Source organism: Haloarcula nitratireducens (assembly GCF_019599505.1).
The window spans coordinates 25556-46900 of the sequence record NZ_RKLT01000004.1; the positions used below are offsets into that span (position 1 = coordinate 25556).

Here is a 21345-nt window from a genome sequence, read left to right on the forward strand (position 1 = left end):
TCGTGAACTATCCGAACACGGAGTTCGCGAGCTGACCCTACGGGATTCGACCCGACGAACACACGTTTCTCGAAAGGCCCACAGTCCCGCACTTATCCATACTATGGATATTCCTACGCTCAGTTACCTCCACATATATCCCTATACTCGCAATATATTCTGAATTTCTACTTTTCGTTCTTATATTAGACCCTTTTGGACCTATCTATTCCAGAGAAAGCGTGGCTGCCGGCGTCTCGACGACGGCTACGTCGAACGCGCCGACGGTTTCGCCGCCGACGACGAACGCGGCGTCGTCCGGGACGGAGAGTGAGCGCGTCTCGCTCGTGAAGTTCGTCACCCACGCGTAGCCGTCGCGTTCGGCGACGCGCACACCGGTCGGGAATCGCGACGTGTACGCGACGCCCGCAGCGCTCAGCAGGTCCGTCACCAACTCGTCGGCGAGTCGGTCCGTGGGCCAACAGCCACAGTACGTGACGCTTCCCCCGTCGCGGTCCGCGCGGGTGATAGCCGTCCGCCCCTCGGCGACGCCCGCGGTGTACGTCCCGACGGCGGCCGCCCCCTCGGCGTCGAGCCAACTGGCCCACGTCCGGTAGTCGTGGGTCTCGCCGTCGTAGCGAAGCCTGGTCGGCATCCCGTCGGGGAGGCTCTCGTGCTGGTCCACGCGCACGCCCGCGAGGTCGGCCAGCGGTCCCGGCGCGAGCGACTCGTGGAGCTGATTGTGCGGGTCTTTCTCGCCGGTGCGCGCGCCGAGCAGGAGGTGGCCGCCGTCCGCGACGTAGGCTTCGAGGCGGGCGGCGAGGTCGTCGCCGACGAGATAGAGCGTCGGCGCGACGGCGGCCGCGTAGTCCGCGAGATCGCTCGTCGGCGAGACGACGTCGACCTGCACGCCGCGCGCGCGGAGCGCGGCGTAGTACGCGCGGAGGTGCGACCAGTAGTGCCAGTCGGGGGAGTGCGGCTGAACGTCGGTCGCCCAGAGGCTCTCGTAGTCGTGCAGTAGGGCGACGGGCGCGTCCACCGGCTCGAGGTCGAACAGTTCGTCGGCGGCCGCCGCGGCGTCGTCGTACCCCCGGTCGGCGCTCCCGTCCTGCTTTCGGAGGCCGGCGTGGTACTGCTCCTGGCCCTCCCGACAGCGCCGCCACCGGAAGTACAGCACCGCGTCGGCCCCGTGGGCGACGGCGTGGTGCGCCCACAGTCGCATCGCACCTTCGCCGGGCTGGGGGGCGTGGGGCGGCCAGTTCACGTCGCCGGGCTGCTGTTCGAGCACCCAGAAGGGCGCGCGCTTCGCGCCGCGGTAGAGGTCGTGGTTCATCGCCACCTCATCCGGGTCGCCCGCGCGCAGTTCGTCCGTCGTCGCTTTCCCCGGCCGACGGTCCTGGACGAACCCCGTCGGGTAGGAGTCCCAGCCGAGGAAGTCGAGGTCGTCTGCCAGCGAGTGGGCGTCGAGCGCGCCGAAGTCGCCCATGAAGTTGTGCGTGACGAACCAGTCGTCGTTCGCCTCGCGGATCAGGTCGGCGTGCAGGCGATTGTAGTCGACGACGCTGTCGTTCGAGAAGCGGTAGTAGTCGAGAAGCCGCGAGGGGTGGTGCTCGGCGGGCGTCGGACCGGGCGGGTCGACGGCCGCGAAGGAGTCGTACTGCTGGCTCCAGAAGGTGTTTCCCCACGCCTCGTTCAGCGTCTCGACATCGCCGTACGTCGCTTCGAGCCACTCGCGGAAGGCGGTCGCGCAGTCCTCGCAGTAACACCGGACGGTGTCGTGACAGCCGTACTCGTTGTCGGTCTGCCAGCCCGCGACGTGGGGATCGTCGACGTAGCGTTCGGTTACTTTCCTGACGATTCGTTCGGTCTCCTCGCGGTAGGTCGGCGAGTTGAAACAGGTGAATCGGCGGCTCCCCCACTCTCGCGGGGTCCCGTCCGGATCGGCCTGCCGGACGTCGGGGTGTTCGTCGACCAGCCACTTCGGTGGCGTCGCCGTCGGCGTACACAGCACCGCGTCCATGCCGTGGTCGCCGACGAGTGAGACGGCCTCGTCCAGCCACGCGAAGTCGAACTCGCCGCGTTCGGGTTCGACGCGCCCCCACGCGAACTCGCCCATGCGGACGTACTCCATCCCCGCGTCGGCCATCTGTCGCACGTCCGTCTCCCAGCGCTCGCCGGGCCAGTGCTCCGGGAAGTAGCAGACACCGATGGTCATACCGCCTCCGCGTAGCGGGGTCACATACGTCTTCCCCCGCCGACCGAGCCGGGACCGGCGCGTAGCAAACGAAAGCGCACGGTTTTAATCTCCCGACCGAGTCCTAGCGCGTATGACCGACACGGACGGGTCGAACGTCCTTTTCGTCGTTCTGGACACGGTTCGGAAGGACCGCCTGTCCGTCTACGACGACGACGTGACGACGACGCCCAACCTGCGGGAGTTCGCCGAGGAGGCCGCCGTCTTCGAACAGGCCGTCGCGCCGGCCCCGTGGACGTTACCCGTCCATGCATCCCTGTTCACGGGTCTCTACCCCAGCGAACACGGAGCCACGCAAGAGAACCCCTACCTCGAAGGGGCGACGACGCTCGCCGAGTCGCTGTCGGCGGCGGGCTACGACACCGCCTGTTACTCCTCGAACGCCTGGATAACGAGCTACACGAACCTCACCGCCGGCTTCGACGACCACGACAACTTCTTCCAGATCATGCCGAGCGAACTGCTCTCGGGCCCGCTGGCGACGCTCTGGAAGACGATGAACGACAATGACACCCTGCGCGGGGTAGCCGACCGACTCGTCCAGGTCGGCAACAAGATGCACGAACATCTGGCGGAGGGCGGCGGCGGCGACACCAAGACGCCGCAGGTCATCGACGAGACCATCGACTTCGTCGACGAGAGCGACGACTTCTTCGCGTTCATCAACCTGATGGACGCCCACCTCCCCTATCATCCGCCCGAGGAGTACGCCGAACGGTTCGCGCCCGGCGTCGACTCCACCGAGGTCTGCCAGAACTCCAAGGAGTACAACTGCGGCGCGCGAGACATCGGCGGCGAGGAGTGGGCCGACATCAAGGGCCTCTACGACGCCGAACTGGCTCACATCGACGACCAGCTCGACCGGCTCTTCTCGCACCTCAAGGAGACCGGCCGGTGGGAGGAGACCACCGTCGTCGTCTGCGCGGACCACGGCGAACTGTTCGGCGAACACGATCTCTACGGCCACGAGTTCGGCATCTACGACCCGCTGGTGAACGTCCCGCTCATGGTGAAACACGCCGACGTGGAACCCGAGCGCGACGACGAGACGACGGTCGAACTCGTCGACGTCTACCACACGATCCTGGACGCCGCGAGCGCCGAGGGTCGCGGCGAGTCGCTGCAGTCACACCGCTCGCTGCTGTCGCCGGACTACCGCGAGTTCGACGCCGACCTCGGCGGCGTCCCCCGCGGCGACGTGGGCTTCGTCGAGTACCACCAGCCGGTCGTCGAGCTGCGCCAACTGGAGGGGAAAGCCGAGGCCGCCGGCATCGAACTGGACGAGCAATCGCGCTTTTACTCGCGGATGGGCGCGGCCCGGACCCCCGACTCGAAGTACATCCACTGTACGCGCATCCCCGACGAGGCCTACGACCTCACGGAAGACCCCGGCGAGACGACGAACCTCGCCGGAACGGACGCGGAGCCGCCTCACCTCGAAGACGCGCTGTGGGCGTTCCTCGACGAGGTCGACGCCGACTGGCCCGCGGAGGCAGACGGAGCCGACGGCGACGTGCTGGACGGGATGGACACAGAGACGAGAGATCGCCTGCAGGACCTCGGCTACATCGACTAGCCAGTGAGCGACGAAACCCCCTCGGTCGATCTCACCGACCAGAAGACCGTCGCACAGATAGTGCTGGGCTTCGCCGTCGCCGGGCTCGTCGTCTACCTCCTCGTGGACTTCGTCGGGACCGCCGGCGTCCTCGCCGAGCTGCGGACGGCGGAGCCGACGTGGCTCGCGCTGGCCTGCCTCTCGACGATGCTGTGTCTCGTCGCGTGGGGGAAGGCCTGGCAGATCGTGCTCGCGGTCGTCGGCATCGAGGAGCGCTTCTCCAGCCTCGTCGTCACCTACTTCGCCGCGACGTTCGCCAACTACGTCACGCCGCTGGGACAGGCCGGCGGCGAGCCGTTCATCGCTTACGTCCTCTCGCGCGACACCGAGGCCAGCTATCAGGACAGCCTCGCCAGCGTCGTCACGGCGGACTTACTGAACCTCTTCCCGTTCGTCACCTTCGCCGGCGTCGGCTTCGCGGCGCTGCTGTATCGGAGTTCGCTCCCCGACACCATCGAACCGCTCGCGGGCGGCCTGGTCGTCCTCTCGGTGGGCGTCCCGGTCTTCGCCGCCGTCGGCTGGCGATACCGGAAGCGACTCGCCGAGACCGGACTCGGTCTCGTGGCACCGGTGGCGAGACGGACGCCGCGCGTGACGCTGTCGGGCCTGCGCGAGCGCCTCCGCGAGACGGAGACGGCCTTCCAGCGCATCGCCACCGACCGCCGGGCGCTCGTCGAGGCGCTCTCCTTCTCGTACGTCGGCTGGGTGTTCTTCGCGCTCCCGCTCTACCTGGCCGCCCAGTCCATCGGCGTGGAGCTGACGGTCCTGCTCGTCCTCTTCATCGTCCCGGCCTCGACGCTCGCGGGGATCGCCCCCTCGCCCGGCGGCTCGGGAGCCATCTCCACGGCGCTGGTCGTCCTCATCGTCGCGCTGACCGCCATCAGCCGCACCGACGCGACGGCCGTCGCCATCCTCTATCGCGTCGCCAGTTACCTCTTCGCGCTCCTGCTCGGCGGCGGCGCGGCGCTGTACGTCCTCAAGCGGAACTGACCGCCGGCGAATCGCCCGATTAGACGTTCAATGGGAAGGGACTGAAAGGGGCGTTGTCGGCGTTATGCGCCGACTGCTCGGGAGACCTTCGGTCTCTCGCCGGGGCTTTCCGGTCGTTCACAACTGTCTCCCTGCGGAGACGCGCAGAAATTCCGGTATTTTCTAGGCGGTGTTGTGTTCGACGAACGTCGGCCGCCAGTTGTCCGACTCGCGGAGGTCCCGCCCCGCGACGCGCCAATCGCCGTCCGGGGGAATCGGCGAGACGATCATCGTCGTCGGCGTCGCGAGCAGTCGGAGCGGCAGCCGCTGATCGCTGTGGAAGCCGAAGTCGGCCAGCAGGTCGCGCGGGATCGAGTCGCCGCGCACCGCGACCACCGTGGAGTCCCCGTGGTCGGCGAGCGCGCGGGCCAGCAGCGCCGGGAGCGCCCGGTCCCGTTCGACGTCGCCGACCAGCGGGACCACGTCGGCGACGTTGGTGACGGTCCCCGACTCCGCCTCCTGCGTTCCGGTGACGAGCCCGGCGACCGGGTCGCCGCCCAATCGGGCGGTGTAGGCGGTGTACTCCCACTGCGGGTTGCCGAAGCGGTACTCGAAGAACTGCTCGTCGCGGTAGGCGTGGATCTCGGCGGGCGGGCGGCGGCGATAGAGGCGCGCGAGGGTCTGTGCGGGAATCCCGGTGTGGCGGGTGACGCTCACCTCCGGCGGGCGGTCGACGCGCCGACCGCGCGCGCCGAGATACCCGCGGGCGGCCAGCTTTCCCGCGGCCGAGAGAAGGCGGTCGTCGACGCCCGCGTACGCCGCCGGGTCCTGCACCCGATAGTACGTGGTATGCTCGCCGGCGATCTCACAGCCGAGCTTCGCCAGTCCCGCGGTCGTCTTCGCGTTCGGGACGTTGAACGTGAACGCGGGCGGTCCGTCGGCGTACCCCTCGAAGAGCCGCTCGCTCATCCGGCTGAACAGGCCCTGTCGGCGGTGGCCCTCGTGGACCATCGTCTCGCAGGACTGGATGGCGGTGTGGTACGTATCGCCCGCGCGCATCTGAAAGGCGAGGTTGGGCCGCGCGCCCACGATCTCGCCGTCGCGCTCGGCGACGACGATGGGCGACTCGGTGAGATAGGGGTTGTCGGCGAACTTCCAGTCGAACCACGCCGTCGAGTACTCCGGCCAGATCCGGTCGTGCAGCGCCATGAATCCCTCGCGGTCGCCCGGCTCGAACCAGCGGATAGTGTAGTCGTCGTCGGACGTCGACCGCTCGACGGTCGCCCGGCTAGTCGCCATCCTCTAAGTTCAGACCGGGGACGAGCTGGTCGGCGGCGTGGTGCCGTTGGTACACCGCACAGTGGGTCTCGTGGTGGAACTCGTGGCGGTCCCGACAGAGGTCGGCCTCCATCGGTGAGACGAACGCCGCCTGGATCTCACAGTACGGTCGCTCGTGGTCGAACGTCTGCTCGCCGTCCGAGTTGCGGTAATCGAGGTGCGGACAGACCATCGAGAGAATTGGCGACGGGCAGTCGTTTGGTTATTGAGGCGGTTCTGGGGATAATTCGCGGTTACCGGCGCGAAATCGCCGATAGCTGTGTCGTAACCAAGTATCGAACGGTGTGAGTGACACCAGTGTCATACGACGACTACCACCGGCGGAAGAAGGTCATCCTCACCGTGGCCACGACCGGCGCGGTTCACGGGAAGAACGTCAATCCCAACCTGCCCGAGCAGCCCGAGGAAATCGCCCGACAGGTGGCGGCCTGCGAGGAACTCGGGGCGTCGATCGCCCACGTCCACGGCCGGAACGAACGCGGGGAGAACGACGCGTCGCGGCTCCAGGAGGTGAACGACGCCATCCGCGACCGCTGCGAGGACATCATCATCCAGAACACGACCGGCGGGCAGAGCCCCTACGAGCAGCGCGTGGCGGGCATCAGAACGGACCCGCCGCCCGAGATGGCGTCGCTGGACATGGGACCGTTCAAGCGCGACAAGCACATCATCACGAACCACACCCGGAACAACATCGAGCGCCTCGCCGTCGAGATGCGGGCCAAGGGCATCAAACCGGAGATGGAGGTGTTCAACTCCGGCCAGCTGGCCGAGGTCAAACGGCTCATCGACGAGGGACTGGTCGAGGAACCGCCCTACGTCAACCTCATCTTCGGCGGCTCGTTCACGCCCGCGCGGCCGCGGAACCTCATCAACATGGTCGACAACCTGCCCGAGAACGCCGAGTGGAACGTCCTCGCGGTCGGTCCCCATCAACTGCCGCTGACGACGATGGCCGTCCTGCTCGGTGGCCACGTCCGCGTCGGGATGGAAGACAACCTCTACTATCGCCGCGGTGAGAAAGCCGCGAGTAATCAGCAGCTCGTGGCCCGCACCGTCGAGATACTCGACCGCCTCGACCGGGAGATCGCGACGCCCGAGGAGGCCCGAGAGATGCTGGGGATGCCGAAGAAACAGGTCGAGCAACCGGCCGACGGCGACTGAGTGGGGTGGCTCGTCTCCGCCGTGGGCAACGAGCGGCGATCGGCGAGACGACGTATCCGAGTCATCATCGACCAACGACGGTGGGGTCGAGAACCCCGGTAAGCACGGCAGTCGCTCGCCGCTAGTGAGTGTCACATCGCGGTAAGTGGTCCTTGTTAGCAAGACTCTGACGAAGGCCGCGGACTCGACCGGTCGGTAATCGGGTTAGCTATCGAGCGTCTCGCTCCCGCTCCCAGAGGCGGAGGAGCCTCGTGAGCGTCTCGTTGACCGGCACGGGCTCGGCCGCTCGCTCGACGACGTAGCCGTTGATGGCGTCGACCTCGGTCGGTCGGCCGGCTTCCACGTCCTGCAACGTCGACGAGCGGTTCGCGGCGGTGTTCCGAACCACTGTCTCGGTCAGCGAGACGGCGCGTTCGTCGGTGAGGTCGACGCCCCGCTCGCGGGCGACGCGGGCCGTCTCGCGGGCGGCGTCGGCGGCGAGTTCCCGCCCCGGACCGTCGGCGAGCGCGCCGTTCTCCGCGCGAGCGAGCGCCGTCGCGGCGTTGATAGCGGCGTTGACCGCCAGTTTCTCCCACAGGCGCGTCGGCATGTCCGTCGCCACCGTCGTCTCGATCCCGGCCGCGTCGAACGCCTCGCCCACTCCGTCGGCCACCGGAGAGGGACCGCCCGCTCGCGCGCCCAGCACCACCTCGCCGCGGCCCGTGAACGCGACGGTGCCCGGCCCCTCCAGCCGCGCGCCGTAGGAGCAGGTGCCCGCGAGCACCGGACAGTCGAGTTCGGCCGCGAGCGTCACCTCGTTGCCCATCCCGTTCTGCACGGAGAGGCACGCCGAGAGCTCGCAGTCGGCGAGCGCGCGGGCGGCGTCTCCGGTGTCGCCGCTCTTGACCGCCACCAGGGCGAGATCCGCGGCTTCGGGGACGGCGGTGTCGGCCGCCGGGTCGGCGCGGAACTCCTCGACGCCGACCACGTCGAGGCCGTCGCGTCGAACCGCGGCGACGTGGGGGTCCCGCCCGACGAGCGTCACCTCGTGCGCGCGGGCGAGCATTCCCCCGAGGAGGCTCCCGAGGCTCCCGGCCCCGAAGACGACGACGTGCATGTGTTGGGGAAAGCGGGGGCGGTACAAAAGGGTTCGAGCGGTTCCGATCCACACAGAAGGCCGCTTCAGGGACCGACCGGCCGGGCGGAGGACGGAAGACGGACGGTGGCTGTATCGAGACTGTCGTCCGGGAATCGCCTTATGCCAGCGATGACCGTTCGATAGCCGGTTCTCGTCGGTTACCCGTCGACGGCTTCGAGGTGGTTCTTTCCTATCCACTCCTCGAAGCAATCGTCACAGAAAGCGACGTATTGGTCGATGTTCGAATCGTAACAGGATTTAGTCGCGTCTTCGCTGCATGATGGGGCGATACACAAAACGTGCGTCGACCCGTCATCCATAGTGACTACTTCGCTTTCCCCGGGTGTCTTCTCGGCATCGTCCGACCGCGTCATGAGCGCTCTCCCCCCTGATTCGCAGCCGTGAGTCGAATCGTACTGTCGGAGCGTGGCAACGCCCCACGGATAGTGGGGTCCCCGACTCCTCGGTTCTCAGCCGACGTCGCATCTTCGAGGTGGGAAAGTATCTTCTCCCGATGAGCTTTCACTATCATGAGCGATGGTCCCGCTTGGTTCGTGGACTGGGCGGGTTCCGCAAAGAAGTACGCCTTGACCGATCAACCGTTTTATACGCTGAGGGTCCGCGACTACTCGTATTGCGAGCCGGCGGAGAGCAAGGCCTTCCGGAGGACCTTCTCGTTGGCGGGACGAATCCGATCGGAGATCGCCTGCCGGGAGATGCCGAGCTCGTCGGCGAGCTCGGTGAGGTCGACCTCCCTCGGCGTGGCGAAGTATCCTCGGCGCAGGGCCAACACGAGAGCTTCGCGCTGTTCGGGCGAGAGGTCGAAGCGATGCCCGCGTTCGGTGTCCTCGTTTAGCGTATAGGTGCGTTCGATGTGAATCGTGATACTCCGGTCGGTACAGAAGTTGTGGAAACGGGTGAGTTTCTCGTGGTCGGCAAAGCGAACCCGAAACGCCCACTGGTCGGCCCCGGTCGCCTCGAGGATGGTCGCGTCGAGGTCTGCGAGCTCTTCGATGAGGTTCTCGGGGTCATTCAGCCACCGGAATCGGTACAGGCGACTGTCGCCGACCTCGTCGAGTTCGCGGAACGCCTCGACGTTCGAATGGTCGCGGACCGCCGTCTCGAACGCGTCGATGTCTTCGGGGGGACCGGTCACCCAGAGTAACGGCAGTACGGCCTTGCCGGTGGGAACGATGCGTTCGAGTTCGATCTCCATCGTGGGTGGCCCCGACAGAGCCTGTCCGAGAGTGAACTCCTCGGCGTCGAGTGTGAACTCCAGAATGACGCTCATACCTTGAGCGTCTTCTATCGGCCGACTTGTAGGCGTTCCCATCAACTGACACCGCGAGCCGCTCGACGACCGAGAGCGGGTTGACTTCGACAGCGCCGGCGACACCGAGACCACCAACCACAACACGCCGCGCCGCGAACGACCGCCATGGACGAGCGGAAATCGGACGCCGAGCGCGTCACCGACGCCATCGAAGACGTCGGCGTGGACCGCCTCACGGACGCCATCGTCGACGCGTGGGAACGGGCCGGACTCGACACCGGGACGCCGACGTGGCCCGACGACGAACCCCTGTTTCGGGTGCGACCGCCCGTGAGCGACGAGGACGCCGGACTGGACGCGCTCGCGGCGGTGCTCGATACGACGCCGCGCCGTCCCGAGACAGCGTTCTGCTACCTCGACCGCGGCCGTCGAGCGGACCTCGTCGGTCCCGGGCGCGTCGAACTGGAGGCGCTGTCGGGCCACGCCGACGTCACCGTCGACGCCGACCACACCGCCGGCACCGTGCCGTTCACGCCCCAGACGTTTGACGCGCTCGCCACGCTCTTCGACGAGCTCTCGTATCTCGTCGTCCGCGACGCCGACGATGTGGCTATCGCCGAGTGGCGCGCGGAGACGCTTCGCTTCGCGCTGCCGGAGAGCGGTCTGGAGACAGTGAAAAACTCGCTCGACGCGGCGACGGCCGACCGCATCGAGCGGGCGGAGTAACAGTCTCCTCGCGGAGACACTGCTTCGACGTGCGGATCAGTCCTCACTCGTACGAATCCGCTACTCACCGATAAACCGCTTCGACGTGCGGATCAGTCCTCGGTCCAGTAGTAAATCTCCTCTTTGGGCGCGCCACAGGAGGGGCACTCGTCGGGGATGTCCTCCTCGATATCGCCCATCTCGCCGCACTCCCAGCAGCGCCACATCAGTTCGGCCTGCCCGGCGGCGCCCGTGGTCCGGTGCTCGTCGGACATCGACTCGATGCCGCCCTCGACGGTGACGTAGAAGCCGTGCTGGTCGAACCCGCGGATGCTGCCGAGCTCGTTCCCCTCCTCGTCGAACACCGTCTTGCCGAAGGAGAGTTCGTCGTCGTCGGCGTTGACAAACATGTCTGTCATACAGGTGAACCGACGGCGGGAGGTGTGATAAAGGCTAGCGCCTAGCGCGAGAAGAGACTGTTGTGAACGGGCGCGAAGTCGCTCGACTCGCTCTCGACGGCCTTCGTATCGGAGACGGCGTTGCCGTCGAGTCCCTCCTCTAAGAAGTCAGATAGCGGCGGGCCGACGCTGTCGGGTTCGACGAGGAAGGCGTCGTGGCCGTAATCGGAGTCGACGACGTGGTGAGCGACGTCGGTGTCCGTCTCGCGCAGGGCGTCGGCCAGCGCCTCGGACTGCTGGGTCGTGAAGTGCCAGTCGCCGGTGAAGGACATCACCAGCGCCTCGCCGTCGAAGGCCGCCAGCGCGTCGGCGTCCGACTCGAACCCCGAGGAGAGGTCGTAGTTGTCCATCGCCCGCGTCAGGTAGAGGTAACTGTTGGCGTCGAAGCGCTCGACGAACTTCGAGGCGTTGTAATCCAGGTAGGACTCCACGTCCCGGTACGGGAAGAACCGGCCCGCGGGGTCGGTCGGGAACGCGCGCTCGGCCTCCCGCGTCGCGGCGCGGCGACCGAACCGGCGCTCCATGCTCGCCTTCGAGAAGTACATCACGTGGCCGATCTGCCGGGCCAGCGCCAGTCCCTCGTCGGGGTGGGTCCCGCCGTCGGACGAGGTCCCGTTCTCGTCGCTGTCGGAGCCGCCGTAGTAGTGGCCGCCGTTCCAGTCGTCGTCGGTGGTGATAGCCCGGCGGGCGATGCCGTTCAGCGCGAGACACTGCGGGTCCAGTCGCGGGGCGGCGGCCACCGGGACGAGCTTCTCGACGTGGTCGGGGTGACGCTTACCCCACTCTAAGACGTTCATACCGCCGACGCTGCCGCCGACGACGGCGTACAGCGCGGGAATCCCGAGTTCGTCGAGTAGGCGGCGCTGGGCCTCCGTCCAGTCGGCGACCGTGACGGGGGGGAACTCCGGACCGTACGGCTCGCCGGTCTCGGGGTTCGTACTGGAGGGGCCCGACGAGCCGTAACAGGAGCCGGGGACGTTCGCGCAGACGACGAAGTACTCCGTCGTGTCGATGGCCTTCCCCGGGCCGACGATGTCGTCCCACCACGCGTAGGCCTGGTCGCCGCCGTCCTCGAAGCGGCCGCGCGAGGAGACGTGAGCGCTTCCGGTCAGGGCGTGACAGACGAGGACGGCGTTGTCGCCCTCGAACTCGCCGTAGGTCTCGTAGGCCAGTTCGAGGTCGGCGACGGTCTCGCCGCACTGGAACTCGAACTCGCCGACCGAGACGGTCTCCGATTCGACGCTCATGTGGCTCGCTCGATGGCCTCGTCGATGTCCCCGAGCACGTCCGCCGGGTCCTCGATGCCGACGCTCATCCGAATCAGGTCCGGGCTGACGCCGCTCGCGCGCTGTTCTTCCTCCGAGAGCTGGGCGTGGGTCGTGCTCGCGGGGTGGATGACGAGCGTCTTCGCGTCGCCGATGTTGGCGAGGAACTGCGCTAAGTCCGTCTCCTCGCAGAACTGTCGGCTGGCGTCGTAGCCGCCGTCGAGCCCGAACGTGACGACGCCGCCGTAGCCGCCGTCGAGGTAGCGGTCGGCGAGGTCGTGGGTCTCGTGGCTCTCGAGGCCCGGGTAGGTGACCCACGACACGTCGTCGTGGTCCCGGAGGTGCTCGGCGACGGTCAGCGCGTTCGAGCAGTGCCGCTCCATCCGAAGCGAGAGGGTCTCGCTCCCCTGGAGGGTCGCCCACGCGTCGAAGGGCTTCTGCCCGTCACCGAGCGAGCGGAGGCCGCGCTGGCGGGCGGCCATCGTGAACGCCCGGTCGCCGAATCGCTCGGCGAAGTTCGCCCCGAAGGCGGGGTTCTCAGCGCCCATCTCGGGGAACTTCTCGGGGTAGTCGGCCCACGGGAACGACCCGCCGTCGGCCAGCACTCCGCCGATGGTGGTCCCGGAGCCGTGGATCCACTTCGTCGTCGACTCCCAGACGAGGTCCGCACCGCGGTCCAGCGGCCGACAGAGCGCGGGCGTCCCGAAGGTGTTGTCCACGAACAGGGGGACGCCGTGGTCGTGTGCGACCTCCGCGATCTCTTCGAGCGGCGGGACCACGAGCGAGGGGTTACCGATGGTCTCGCAGTGGACGTAGGCCGTGTCGTCGTCGATGGCCTCGGCGTAGGCGTCGGGGTCCAACGTATCGACGAAGCGCGACTCGATGCCCCGTCGGCTGGCGGTGTTGGCGAGATACGAGTGCGTCCCGCCGTAGATAGAGGACGCCGAGACGACGTTGTCGCCGGCTCGGGCCAGCACCGTCGTCGCGGCGTCGAGCGCCGCCATCCCCGACCCGGTGGCGACGGCGTCGACGGCGTTTTCGAGCGACGCCAGCCGGTTTTCGAGGGTCCGAACGGTCGGGTTGTCGAACCGAGAGTAGACGTTACCGTCGTCCTCCAGCGCGTAGCGGTCGGCGGCCGTCTCCGCGTCCTCGAAGACGTACGAGGAAGTCTGATAGATGGGCGGCGCGCGCGCCCCGGTCGCCGGGTCGGGCTCCTCCTGTCCGGCGTGGACGCAGCGCGTCCCGAATCCGTAGCGATGAGTCATGTGCAGTATGCATATATCTCCGAACATCTATAACCACGAGTTACGGCAAAACTCTCCCCGTGTGGGTCGTTAGCTCGTGAATCGGGGAGCGAACGAGGCGGGGCCGGAGGACGGCGACGGCGGGGGCTACCACCGCAGCGGAACCGGTCAGTCGACGGCGGCTGACTCGAACAGGGGAGAAGGGGTCGACGACTCGGCGGGGTCGCAGATCTGGATCCGGCCGTCGCCGCTGACGAAGACGTTCCATCCCGAGACGGAGAAGAAGAATATCTGTTCGGGGTCACGCACCGCGTCGGAACTCTCGAAGAGCGTATCGAGCGCCACCGCGTCTATCGTGTCGGCGAGCGGTTCGAGTTCTATCGGGCGGACCCCCTCGACGGTCGCTATCGCCTCGATGAGCGTCTCGGACAGCGTCGCTTCGTCACCTTCCCACACCGCTTCGTGTTCTGGCTCGCAGTCACAGTACGTCATTGTCAGGGCGTCCCGTAGACGGGGGAAACGGACAGAGTGTCAAAGTAATGGGCGAGTTAGTCGGTAGGCGAGGGCATCTGACCGCCGGTAGGGTCAGCGACGTATCGACCGCGGCGCACTTTGCCTCGGAGGATACAAACCCACGGCCCCTCAAGACGGACCAATGACAGACTCCGAGGAGACGGTGCGGTGCTGGCTGGTCGAACGCTCCAGTTTCGGCGACGAGCGGATGGTGACGCTGGTCTACGCCACGCCCGAGGGGGACCGCCACGTCACGAAGCAGCTCTCGACGAACCTCCTGATGAAAAAGCGCGTCACCGCGGCGATCGACGTCGAACCCGACCGACTGGAGCCGGTCGCCGACGAGGACCGCGAGCGCTACGCGACCGAAGCCCGGCGGATGGCCGACAACCAGGACCCGGATTCGGAGGTCTGAGACGCCGCAACCGCCGTTTTCGTTCAGTGTAGTCAACACGAAAGACTATACCGGAGGGCGGCACAAACCCGGCGTATGACCGCTATCGAACTGAACGACGTCCGCAAGGAGTTCGGGGACGTCGTCGCCCTGCAAGGTGTGGACCTGACGGTCGAGGAGGGGGAAGTGTTCGGTTTCCTCGGCCCGAACGGGGCGGGGAAGTCGACGACGATCAATATCCTCCTGGATTTCGTCCGGCCGACGGCGGGGTCCGCGAAGGTGCTCGGAATGGACGCGCAGGACGATTCGAAGGCCATCCGCGAGCGCATCGGCGTCCTCCCCGAGGGCTACGACGTCTACGAGCGACTGACCGGCCGCGAGCACATGGAGTTCGTCATCGAGTCGAAAGACGCCGACGACGACCCGGAAGCGCTGCTCGAACGGGTGGGCGTCGCCGACGCGATGGACCGGCGAGCCGGCGGCTACTCCAAGGGAATGAAACAGCGCCTCGTGCTGGCGATGGCGCTGGTCGACCAGCCCGACCTGCTCATCCTCGACGAACCGACGACCGGGCTCGACCCGAACGGCGCTCGACAGATGCGCGATCTGGTCCGCGAGGAGAGCGAACGCGGCGCGACGGTCTTCTTCTCCTCGCACATCCTCGGTCAGGTCGAGTCGGTGTGTGACACCGTCGGCATCCTCCAAGACGGGCGACTCATCGCCAAGGACAGCGTCGAGGGCCTCCGGTCCGCGGCACAGGGCGACATGAAACTCGTCGTCACCGTCGCCGACGCCGACGGACTGGAGAGCGCCGTCGAACAGGTCCGCTCGCTCCCGGAAGTCTCGGGCGTCACGCGGGAGGGGGACCGCGCCGTCGTCAACTGCCAGGGGGACGCGAAGATGACCGTCCTCAACGCGTTCGAGGAGGCGGGCGTCACCGTCGAGGACTTCGAGACCGAGGAGGCCTCGCTCGAAGACCTCTTCACCGCCTACACCGACCAGCGCGAGCGAGAACGGGAGGTCCAGGCGTGAGCACCGCCGACGCCGGCCCGCTCGGGGACGTCGACCGCACCCTCAGGAACACCTTCGAGTGGTACACCGTCTCGAAGAAGGAGTTCAAGGACGCCATCCGCTCGAAGGGGCTGTGGCTGCTCGGGCTCATCTTCACCGTCGCGTTCATCTCGCCCGTCGCGCTCGCGCTGTATTTCGATATCGGTGTGAGTCAGGGCGCACAGGAACTCGGGATGCAGCTCCTGCTCTCGCAGATCTACACGCGGATGGTGACGTTCCTGTTGCCCGTCGTCGCCATCTTCGTCGGCTTCGCCGCCATCTCGAAGGAGCGCACGTCGGGGTCGCTGAAGCTCCTGCTGTCGCTGCCCCACTCCCGGAAGGACGTCATCGTCGGGAAGGTGCTGGGCCGCTGTGCGGTGCTCGGCGTTCCCCTCGCTATCTCGCTGGGCCTCACCGCCGTCTTCCTGGCGCTCTCGCGGCTGACGTTCAAGCCGGGGCTGTTCGCGGTGTTCAGCTTCTTCACGGTGGTGTTCGCGCTGGTGTTCGTCGCCATCACCGTCTCCATCTCCGGGGCCTTCTCGAAGAGCCTCTGGTCCGGTGCGGCGAACTTCATCGTCTACTTCTACTTCACGTTCCTCTGGAACGCGGGTGCCAACGGCGTCGGGAAGATCCTCACCAACGAACTGGGCGTCACCGGGGCGATACGCTGGCACGTCGTGCTCCTGTTGAAACTCCTGAACCCGAATCAGGCCTACCAGACGCTCGTCAACTCGGTTCTCGGCGAGGGCGAGAACGCCGCCCGCAGCGCTCGCTACGGGATGTTCAGCCAGGGTGAGCAGGCGAGCCGCACCATCTGCTCGAACGTCCTCAACGGGTCGCCGCAGGCCCAGGAAGGGCTCTTCGGGGCGTTCGTCTCCTGTCAGGCCGGCGGCAGCTCGATGCCGTTCGTCTACTCAGACCCCGCCGTCGTCGTGTTCATGCTGGCGTGGGTCGGGATAGCCGCGACCATCAGCTACTACACGTTCAACCTCGCGGACTTGTAACGGCGACCGAACGCCTCGTTTCTCGCTACTCGCGCTCGACGCCGCGCTCGTCGAGCAACGCCTCGAACGACTCCTCGTCCAGCAGCTCCACGTCGTTCGCCTCGGCGTCCTCGCGCTTTCGCTTCCCGGCGTTCTCGCCGACGACGAGGTAGTCCGTGTTCCCCGAGACGCTACCGGTCGCGGAGCCGCCGTGTCGCTCGATCAGCTCCTGTGCGTCGCCTCGCGTGTAGCCGTCGAGCGAGCCGGTGAACACGAACGTCAACCCGTCCAGCGCGTCGCCGCCGGTCGCCTCGGCGGCCCGCGGGTCGACGTGGTCGAGCAGTCGGGTGAGCACCGCGCGGTTGCCCTCGCTCTCGAAGAACTCGACGACGCTCTCGGCGACTTCGGGACCCACGTCGGGGACCGCCTCGAACGCCTCGCGGTCGCCCGATTCGGCCGCGTCCCGTATCTTCTCGAACGTCCCGAACTCCGCGGCGAGGTTCCGGGCGGTCACGTCGCCGACGTGCGGGATACCGAGCGCGACGAGGAAGTCCGAGAGCGGCGGGTCGCGGGCGGCGTCGAGTTCCGCGACGAGGTTCCGCGCGCTCGTCTCGCCCCAGCCCTCCAGTTCCCGGAGGTCCTCGACGGTGAGTTCGTATAGGTCGGCGGCGTCCTCGACGAGGCCGGCGTCGAGCAACTGCTCGACGGCTTTCTCGCCGAGGCCCTCGATATCGAGCGCGCCGCGGCTGGCGTAGTGTTCGACGGAGCGCTCGCGCTGGGCGGGACAGGAGAGCCCGCCGGTACAGAACGCCATCGGGCCGTCGCGCTCGACCGGACTGTCACAGACCGGGCACGTCTCCGGGAACGCGAAGTGGCCGTCGCCGTCCTTCTCGACCACCTCGACCACGTCCGGGATCACGTCGCCCGCGCGCTTGATGCGCACGCGGTCGCCGACGTTCACGCCCAGTTCCTCGATGAGCGAGGGGTTGTGCAGCGAGGCGCGCGTGACCGTGACGCCGCCGACCTCGACGGGGTCCATCAGCGCGACGGGCGTCAGCCGACCGGTGCGGCCGACCTGCACGACGACGTCTCTGACGGTGGTCTCTTCCTTGCGGGCGGGGAACTTATACGCGAAGGCCCACCGCGGGGCGCGGCTGGTCCTCCCCAATAGGTCGCAGGCGTCGATGTCGTCGACTTTCAGGACGACGCCGTCGATCTCGTAGCCGAGGTCGTCGCGGGCGGCGAGTTGGTCCTCGCGGTAGTCGATAGCCGCCTCGACGTCGTCGACGACGCGCGTCCGGTCACAGACCCGCAGTCCCCACTCGGGGAACCGCTCGTGCAGGTCGGCGTGGCTCTCGAAGTCGACCGACGCCTCGAGGACGCCGAAGAAGAAGACGGCGAGCGGGCGCTGTGCCGTGACTTTCGGGTCGAGCTGGCGGAGCGTCCCCGCGGCGGCGTTGCGGGGGTTGGCGAAGGGGTCCTCGCCCGATTCGACGCGTTCGCGGTTGTACTCGGTAAAGGCGTCGCGGGGCATGTACACCTCGCCGCGGACCGCCAGGAAGTCGGGGTAGTCCCCGCGGAGGCGCTGCGGGACGCTGGCGATGGTCCGGACGTTCTCGGTGACGTCCTCGCCCACCTCGCCGTCGCCGCGGGTGGCCGCGCGCCGGTACTCGCCGTCCTCGTAGACGACCTCGACCGAGAGCCCGTCGAACTTGGGTTCACAGAAGTACCGCAGGTCGCCGTCGTAGTCGGCCTCGGCGAGTCGGCTTCGGACCCGCTCGTCGAACGCGCGGACGGCCTCGGCGTCGCCGCCCTGGTCGATAGAGCCCATCGTCGCGACGTGTTCGACCTCGTCGAGTTCGGAGAGCGGTTCGCCGCCCACGCGCCGGGTCGGACTGCCCGACGTGTCGAGGTCGAACGCCCCTTCGAGTTCCTCTAAGCGCGCGAACAGCGCGTCGTAGGCCCGGTCTCCGATAGCGGGGTCGTTCTCGACGTAGTACCGGTGGTCGTGATAGCGGACGGCCTCGCGCAACTGCTCGGCCTGTTCCCGGGCCTCGTCCGCGTCGAGTTCGCCGGCGGGGTCGAACTCGGTCGGCGGGTCCGAGACGTAGGGGTTGTCGGTCTCGTCTTCGAGGGCTGCCATCGTCGGTACTGAGAGAGCCACTCACTAATACTGTCCGCTGTGTGCCGCTGGCGCTGTCGGCGCGTTCAGCGTCCGCTCACCGAGAGCGCGATCAGACGGCGGGTCGCGCCGACACGGTGCCGTCGCCCGCGACTGTCACTGTGAGTCCCTCGTGCGTGAACGAAAACCGGCGGTCCGGCGAGTCGTTTCCGGACCCGAACAGCGTGTCGATCGCCTCCGCGTCGACCGATTCGTAGATCGGCGTCCCCTCGGCCGGCGTTCGGCCGGTCGCGGCGGCGATCGTCTCGACGACTGCCATGCTCGGTTCGGTCTCTGCCCAGTCGAACTGCTCGCTGACGGCCCCCACGGAAGCTCGCTCTCGGTCAGCGGTATCGAAAGATTTGCTCATGGTCTACAACTGGTTAGCGTATTTCTGTCATATGTGTATAAGCGTTGGTACGCTATTTCAGTATCTGAAAACGCCGAAGTACCCGCGCGAGTCGAGTGGACTCAATCGCTTCCGCTCACGCCCGCCTCGTCGGCGAATGACGCGGGACCGCTGTCCGTCGAGCCTACCCCGCCGACCGCGATGGCAGTGACGTTGACGAAGAGGAACCCGGCGAAGCCGACCCTGATGAGCAGGCCGATATACACTCTGAGGACGGCGATGACGAACGAGTCGAACACCGCCGCGACCGAGAGCAGCGCGTAGACGATGAGCATCCCGACGAGGAACAACAGGAGGTTTCGGGACTTCCAGTGGAGGAGCCGCTGTCCGTCGGGAACGTCGGCCGCCCGACGCCAGATCGGCCCGAAGAGTAAGTACGCCATCAGGCCGTGTCCGAGGACGACGACGGCGAGACACGCGAGGCCGACGACGCCGCCGACGACGGACGCGACGTTGAACGCGACGACCTGGACCGCCGGGACGACGGCGGCGACGGCGAGCATCCGCCGGGACTCGTCGGCCAGCGCCACCGCGACAGTCCACAGCACGGAGTACGCGACCAGGTCGTCGATCATACTCGGGACCGAGAGTCGAGTCCCGGCGACGGGGGCGACGCCCATCGACGTCAGCGCGCTCATCGCGGCCGAGAAGCCGACGACGGCGACCACCGGATAGCAGTAGCGCCGCCGAGACGCCGGAACGCGGCTGAGCCAGCCCAGAAAGACGAGGAACGCCGCGGCCGAGACGGCCGCGGCGACGCCGTAGACGCCGGATTGGCTAATCATCGTCGCCACCCACCGTCTGTCGCCCGGCGGTCGGTGTCGGGTCGGCCGACGCGCCGTGACCCCCGTCGCGCGTGTCGAACGCCGACAGGCGGTCGATGAGTTCGTCGGTGCGGGCGGAGAGATCGTCGGCCCGGCGGCGCACGTCGCTCATCGTCTCGGCGGTCTCCTCGGCGGTGTCGGCCAGCGCGTGCGAGCGCTCGGCCACGTCGGCGGCGGCGTCACCGACGGTGTCGATGGTCGCGGCCACCTCCTCGGTGGCGGCCGCGCCGTCGTCGGTCGCCCGGGCGATCTCGCCCATCGCCTCGTCGACGTCGTCGACGGTGTCGGTGAGCTGTGCCAGCGTGTCGCCCGCGTCGGTGACCGTCTCGACGCTCTCGTCGATGCGCGCTCGGGTGGCGTCCATCTCCCGGGTCACTTCGTCGACGTCCGACCGAGCGCCGGCGACGATGCCCTCGATCTCGTCGATGGCGTTCTGGGTCTCCTCGGCGAGGCTCTTGACCTCGTCGGCGACGACGGCGAAGCCCTCGCCGCCCTCGCTGGCGTGCGAGGCCTCGATGTTCGCGTTGAGCGCGAGGATGTTGGTCTGCTCGGCGATGTCGTCGATGATGCCGGTCGTCGACTCCACGTCCCGCATCCGGTCGTTCAGCGCCGCGACGAGGGCGTCCAGGTCGGCGATAGCCGTCTCGACGCCCTCGATGGACTCGATGGCGTCGGTGACGCGCTCGGCTCCGGTCGCGCCGACGTCCGAGGCCCGCCCGGCCCGCCGGGCGACTTCGTCCGTCGTCGAGGCGACCTCCTCGATCGTCGCCGAGAGGTCGTTCGTCTCCGCGACGGCGGTCTGGAGCCGGTTCGCCTGCCCCTCGATGTCGCGTGCCAGCTCGCGGATGTCCCCGGCCAGCGATTCGTTGAGCCGTTCGACGTCGGCCGCGTCGTCGGCGACGGCCCCGCTCGCGCTCTCGACGACGGTGGCGAACTCCCGGATCTCGTCGACCGTCGTCGAGAGGTCGCCGGCCATCTCCTCGTAGGCGACCGCGATTCGCTCCACCGCGTCCACGTCCACGTCGGTCTCCAGTCGCCGCGTGAAGTCGCCGTCGGCGGCCGCGGCCATCGCATCGCCGATGTCCGTGGCGTGTTCGATGAGCGTCTCGTTGAACGCCTCGGCCTCCCGTCGGGCCGCCTCCGCGTCTCGCTGGGACTCCTCCGCGTCTTCGCGGGCGTCCTCGGCCGCTCTCCGCGCCGTCTCGGACTCGTCGAGCGCTTCGCCGAGCGAGTCGCTCATGTCGTCGAACGCCGTAGCGAGGTGGCCGAACTCGTCGGCCCGGTCCACGTCGGGACTGGCGTCGAGGTCGCCGTCCTCGATGGCCTCCGCGGCACCGGTCAGCCGGCGGAGCGCGACGGCCGCGTTGCCGCCGAGGACGATGCCGAGCAGACCGAGGTTGAGCGCGACGACGAACAGCGTGCCGGCGATCGCCGACAGCCCCGCCTCCGTGTTCACCGCGTGGACGGCGAAGAGCGCACCGAACGCGAGCGTCGCGACCAGCGTCACCGCGAGCGCCGCGCCGATGCGCCTGCTGTAGTGGCCGGCTATCGGTTCGAATCCGCGTGTCGTCTCCATAGCGAAGGGGGTCCGGAAATCGGACTTATATTTACTCCCCGGAATTTACATTCT

Annotated in this window: 20 protein-coding genes; 7 read left to right on the forward strand and 13 right to left on the reverse strand. The window is 67.7% G+C overall.

Going from position 1 to position 21345, the window contains the following annotated elements; genetic code table 11:
* Positions 1-205: 205 nt before the first annotated feature.
* Entirely contained in the window at positions 206-2194 is a 1989-nt protein-coding gene (locus EGH23_RS12535) for a beta-galactosidase (protein ID WP_220580339.1), read from the reverse strand.
* Between the two features lie 112 nt (positions 2195-2306).
* On the opposite strand from EGH23_RS12535, the gene EGH23_RS12540 reads away from it, so the two are divergent.
* Both EGH23_RS12540 and EGH23_RS12545 read left to right on the forward strand, forming a co-directional pair.
* Complete coding sequence (locus EGH23_RS12540; protein WP_220580340.1) at positions 2307-3809, forward strand: sulfatase; 1503 nt, start codon at positions 2307-2309, stop codon at positions 3807-3809.
* A 3-nt stretch (positions 3810-3812) separates the two neighbouring features.
* Positions 3813-4838 (forward strand): lysylphosphatidylglycerol synthase transmembrane domain-containing protein, encoded by a 1026-nt coding sequence (locus EGH23_RS12545; RefSeq protein ID WP_220580341.1) that lies wholly within the window; start codon positions 3813-3815, stop codon positions 4836-4838.
* 162 nt (positions 4839-5000) lie between these two features.
* Here EGH23_RS12545 and EGH23_RS12550 read toward each other — a convergent pair whose 3' ends face one another.
* Complete coding sequence (locus EGH23_RS12550; protein WP_220580342.1) at positions 5001-6116, reverse strand: GNAT family N-acetyltransferase; 1116 nt, start codon at positions 6114-6116, stop codon at positions 5001-5003.
* Positions 6106-6327, reverse strand: a complete 222-nt coding sequence (locus EGH23_RS12555) for a hypothetical protein (protein WP_220580343.1) — start codon at positions 6325-6327, stop codon at positions 6106-6108. Before EGH23_RS12555 ends, EGH23_RS12550 begins: the two co-directional genes overlap by 11 nt.
* Positions 6328-6452: 125 nt before the next feature.
* Here EGH23_RS12555 and EGH23_RS12560 point away from each other — a divergent pair, with 125 nt between their 5' ends.
* The gene (locus EGH23_RS12560) at positions 6453-7319 is read left to right on the forward strand and encodes a beta-keto acid cleavage family enzyme (protein WP_220580344.1); all 867 of its coding nucleotides are present in this window, start codon (positions 6453-6455) and stop codon (positions 7317-7319) included.
* Positions 7320-7527: 208 nt separating this feature from the next.
* Here EGH23_RS12560 and EGH23_RS12565 read toward each other — a convergent pair whose 3' ends face one another.
* A complete protein-coding gene (locus EGH23_RS12565; RefSeq protein WP_220580345.1) occupies positions 7528-8415 on the reverse strand; it encodes a ketopantoate reductase family protein in 888 nt (295 codons plus the stop codon).
* 646 nt (positions 8416-9061) lie between these two features.
* Positions 9062-9727, reverse strand: coding sequence for a helix-turn-helix domain-containing protein (locus EGH23_RS12570; protein ID WP_220580346.1), 666 nt, complete (start codon positions 9725-9727; stop codon positions 9062-9064).
* Between the two features lie 147 nt (positions 9728-9874).
* On the opposite strand from EGH23_RS12570, the gene EGH23_RS12575 reads away from it, so the two are divergent.
* Entirely contained in the window at positions 9875-10435 is a 561-nt protein-coding gene (locus EGH23_RS12575; protein WP_220580347.1) for a hypothetical protein, read from the forward strand.
* Positions 10436-10527: 92 nt separating this feature from the next.
* Here the strand turns inward: EGH23_RS12575 and EGH23_RS12580 are convergent, their stop codons facing one another.
* From EGH23_RS12580 to EGH23_RS12595, 4 genes are all read right to left on the reverse strand, one after another.
* Complete coding sequence (locus EGH23_RS12580) at positions 10528-10833, reverse strand: DUF7130 family rubredoxin-like protein (protein WP_220580348.1); 306 nt, start codon at positions 10831-10833, stop codon at positions 10528-10530.
* Positions 10834-10874: 41 nt separating this feature from the next.
* Positions 10875-12119, reverse strand: a complete 1245-nt coding sequence (gene metX, locus EGH23_RS12585; protein ID WP_220580349.1) for a homoserine O-acetyltransferase MetX — start codon at positions 12117-12119, stop codon at positions 10875-10877.
* Positions 12116-13402: an O-acetylhomoserine aminocarboxypropyltransferase/cysteine synthase family protein gene (locus EGH23_RS12590; protein ID WP_220580350.1), complete on the reverse strand. Its 1287-nt coding sequence runs from the start codon at positions 13400-13402 to the stop codon at positions 12116-12118. Before EGH23_RS12590 ends, metX begins: the two co-directional genes overlap by 4 nt.
* Before the next feature lie 147 nt (positions 13403-13549).
* Entirely contained in the window at positions 13550-13873 is a 324-nt protein-coding gene (locus EGH23_RS12595; RefSeq protein ID WP_220580351.1) for a HalOD1 output domain-containing protein, read from the reverse strand.
* 163 nt (positions 13874-14036) lie between these two features.
* On the opposite strand from EGH23_RS12595, the gene EGH23_RS12600 reads away from it, so the two are divergent.
* From EGH23_RS12600 to EGH23_RS12610, 3 genes are all read left to right on the forward strand, one after another.
* A complete protein-coding gene (locus tag EGH23_RS12600) occupies positions 14037-14309 on the forward strand; it encodes a DUF7967 family protein (protein WP_220580352.1) in 273 nt (90 codons plus the stop codon).
* 75 nt (positions 14310-14384) lie between these two features.
* On the forward strand, positions 14385-15320 hold the full coding sequence (locus tag EGH23_RS12605) for an ABC transporter ATP-binding protein (protein ID WP_220580353.1): 936 nt from the start codon (positions 14385-14387) through the stop codon (positions 15318-15320).
* Positions 15317-16342 (forward strand): ABC transporter permease subunit, encoded by a 1026-nt coding sequence (locus EGH23_RS12610; RefSeq protein ID WP_220580354.1) that lies wholly within the window; start codon positions 15317-15319, stop codon positions 16340-16342. Before EGH23_RS12605 ends, EGH23_RS12610 begins: the two co-directional genes overlap by 4 nt.
* A 25-nt stretch (positions 16343-16367) precedes the next feature.
* Here the strand turns inward: EGH23_RS12610 and ligA are convergent, their stop codons facing one another.
* From ligA to EGH23_RS12630, 4 genes are all read right to left on the reverse strand, one after another.
* Positions 16368-18464 carry an NAD-dependent DNA ligase LigA gene (ligA, locus tag EGH23_RS12615; RefSeq protein WP_220580355.1) on the reverse strand — a complete coding sequence of 699 codons (2097 nt, stop codon included), beginning with the start codon at positions 18462-18464 and terminating at the stop codon, positions 16368-16370.
* 91 nt (positions 18465-18555) lie between these two features.
* Positions 18556-18852, reverse strand: a complete 297-nt coding sequence (locus tag EGH23_RS12620; protein ID WP_220580356.1) for a HalOD1 output domain-containing protein — start codon at positions 18850-18852, stop codon at positions 18556-18558.
* Between the two features lie 101 nt (positions 18853-18953).
* The gene (locus EGH23_RS12625; protein WP_220580357.1) at positions 18954-19676 is read right to left on the reverse strand and encodes a bacteriorhodopsin; all 723 of its coding nucleotides are present in this window, start codon (positions 19674-19676) and stop codon (positions 18954-18956) included.
* Complete coding sequence (locus EGH23_RS12630; protein WP_220580358.1) at positions 19669-21291, reverse strand: methyl-accepting chemotaxis protein; 1623 nt, start codon at positions 21289-21291, stop codon at positions 19669-19671. The genes EGH23_RS12625 and EGH23_RS12630 overlap by 8 nt, the downstream gene beginning before the upstream one ends.
* Between the last annotated feature and the right edge of the window lie 54 nt (positions 21292-21345).

Excerpts from the sequence above, each read along its gene's own strand:
- EGH23_RS12535 (WP_220580339.1), bottom strand. The coding sequence starts at position 2,194 with ATGACCATCGGTGTCTGCTACTTCCCGGAGCACTGGCCCGGCGAGCGC.
- EGH23_RS12540 (WP_220580340.1), top strand. The coding sequence starts at position 2,307 with ATGACCGACACGGACGGGTCGAACGTCCTTTTCGTCGTTCTGGACACG.
- EGH23_RS12550 (WP_220580342.1), bottom strand. The coding sequence starts at position 6,116 with ATGGCGACTAGCCGGGCGACCGTCGAGCGGTCGACGTCCGACGACGAC.
- EGH23_RS12555 (WP_220580343.1), bottom strand. The coding sequence starts at position 6,327 with ATGGTCTGTCCGCACCTCGATTACCGCAACTCGGACGGCGAGCAGACG.
- EGH23_RS12565 (WP_220580345.1), bottom strand. The coding sequence starts at position 8,415 with ATGCACGTCGTCGTCTTCGGGGCCGGGAGCCTCGGGAGCCTCCTCGGG.
- EGH23_RS12570 (WP_220580346.1), bottom strand. The coding sequence starts at position 9,727 with ATGAGCGTCATTCTGGAGTTCACACTCGACGCCGAGGAGTTCACTCTC.
- EGH23_RS12575 (WP_220580347.1), top strand. The coding sequence starts at position 9,875 with ATGGACGAGCGGAAATCGGACGCCGAGCGCGTCACCGACGCCATCGAA.
- EGH23_RS12580 (WP_220580348.1), bottom strand. The coding sequence starts at position 10,833 with ATGACAGACATGTTTGTCAACGCCGACGACGACGAACTCTCCTTCGGC.
- metX (WP_220580349.1), bottom strand. The coding sequence starts at position 12,119 with ATGAGCGTCGAATCGGAGACCGTCTCGGTCGGCGAGTTCGAGTTCCAG.
- EGH23_RS12590 (WP_220580350.1), bottom strand. The coding sequence starts at position 13,402 with ATGACTCATCGCTACGGATTCGGGACGCGCTGCGTCCACGCCGGACAG.
- EGH23_RS12595 (WP_220580351.1), bottom strand. The coding sequence starts at position 13,873 with ATGACGTACTGTGACTGCGAGCCAGAACACGAAGCGGTGTGGGAAGGT.
- EGH23_RS12600 (WP_220580352.1), top strand. The coding sequence starts at position 14,037 with ATGACAGACTCCGAGGAGACGGTGCGGTGCTGGCTGGTCGAACGCTCC.
- EGH23_RS12605 (WP_220580353.1), top strand. The coding sequence starts at position 14,385 with ATGACCGCTATCGAACTGAACGACGTCCGCAAGGAGTTCGGGGACGTC.
- ligA (WP_220580355.1), bottom strand. The coding sequence starts at position 18,464 with ATGGCAGCCCTCGAAGACGAGACCGACAACCCCTACGTCTCGGACCCG.
- EGH23_RS12620 (WP_220580356.1), bottom strand. The coding sequence starts at position 18,852 with ATGAGCAAATCTTTCGATACCGCTGACCGAGAGCGAGCTTCCGTGGGG.
- EGH23_RS12625 (WP_220580357.1), bottom strand. The coding sequence starts at position 19,676 with ATGATTAGCCAATCCGGCGTCTACGGCGTCGCCGCGGCCGTCTCGGCC.
- EGH23_RS12630 (WP_220580358.1), bottom strand. The coding sequence starts at position 21,291 with ATGGAGACGACACGCGGATTCGAACCGATAGCCGGCCACTACAGCAGG.